This window comes from Azospirillum sp. B506, assembly GCF_000333595.1.
In the GTDB taxonomy this organism is placed as follows: domain Bacteria; phylum Pseudomonadota; class Alphaproteobacteria; order Azospirillales; family Azospirillaceae; genus Azospirillum.
On sequence record NZ_BADK01000671.1, the window covers coordinates 1 to 1,330 of the forward strand.

Below are 1,330 nucleotides of genomic sequence, written 5' to 3' on the forward strand. Positions count from 1 at the left end.
ATCAGCCCCAACCCGTGGCCGCGCAGAATGCGGGTAGAGAAGTCCCCGAAGATGGTCTGGCGGCCCTCGGGCGTGTCGAAGCCCTTGGAGATGGCGGTCGCCTACGATCACCAGCCGGCCGCCGCGCTAGGCTATGGAGATGGCGAGCTTCGCATGCTGTCAGCCCTTGATCAGTTAAGCGCGGCCGGCACGCAGGTCCAGCAGGTTGCGGACACGGCCCATGTTGCGGGTGCGCCTGGAGGAGATGCCCTCGCGGCAGCCACTTCATCTCGCTTTCGATCTTGCGGTCCAGCTTGTGGGCGGCGGCGTCCTCCGCCTCGAACACCTCGGCCTGCCAGGTCTCGAACTCGGCAAAGCCGCGGTCGGTGGCGCGCACCGTGCCGCGATCGAGCCACAGCGTCCGCTTGGCCAGCCGGTTCAGGAAGGCGCGGTCGTGGCTGATCAGCAGCAGCCCGCCGCGGAAGGCCAGCAGCTCCTCTTCCAGCCACTCGATGGTGGGGAGGTCGAGATGGTTGGTCGGCTCGTCCAGCAGCATGACGTCGGGGTTGCCGACCAGCGTGCGGGCCAGCGCGGTGCGGCGCGACTCGCCGCCCGACAGGGTGCGCGGGTCGAGATTGCCGTCCACCTGCAGGCGGTCGAGCACCGCGTCGACCCGGTGCGCCTCGTCCTGTTCGTCGGCGGGCAGTCCCTGCACGACATAGTCGTGGACGGTTGCGCAGCCGGTGAAGTCCGGCTCCTGCGGCAGATAGGCGATGCGGGCGCCCGGCTGCACGAAGACGGTGCCGCCGTCGGGGTGGATCATCCCGGCCAGCACCTTCATCAGCGTCGACTTGCCCGACCCGTTGCGCCCGACCAGACAGGCGCGGTCGCCGCGGCCGATCGACAGGTCGATGCCATCGAACAGCGGACGGCCGCCGAAGGTGACGGAGACGCCCTGGAGCGCCGTGATGGGTGCGGGAGGAGCCATGGACCGTTCGTGCGCCGGAAATCGAGGGGAGGGGATGGGTTATAGCGCGCCGTCCCCCTCCACCGCGACCCGGAAAAACGGTTGGGCGGGTTGCGCCCGGAGGAACCGCCCGGGCATCGGGATGGCGTCAGGCCGCTGCCCGGGCGGTCCCGGTCGGCGTCGCTATCTGCTGTTCCTGCATCTTGAAGCCGAAATAGGTGCCGTTGCTGATGCCGGTCAGGGCCAGCAGGTTGGCCGACAGTTCCGGCATGCCGAGCGTGCGGGTGACCTCGTAGAGGAAGGTGAGGCCCAACACGCCGGTCCAGGCCAGCAATTGCAGGCGATGGATGTTGTAGCCGGCGGCGTCGCTCAGCAGATCGGGCA

Annotated in this window: 1 protein-coding gene and 1 pseudogene; both read right to left on the reverse strand. The window is 68.9% G+C overall.

The features are described from left to right. Window position 1 precedes the first annotated feature (1 nt). Complete coding sequence (locus tag I71_RS20070; RefSeq protein ID WP_244433942.1) at window positions 2-967, reverse strand: ATP-binding cassette domain-containing protein; 966 nt, start codon at window positions 965-967, stop codon at window positions 2-4. A 127-nt stretch (window positions 968-1,094) separates the two neighbouring features. Further along, window positions 1,095-1,330 (reverse strand): annotated as a pseudogene (locus I71_RS20075) (hypothetical protein); the annotation flags it as partial.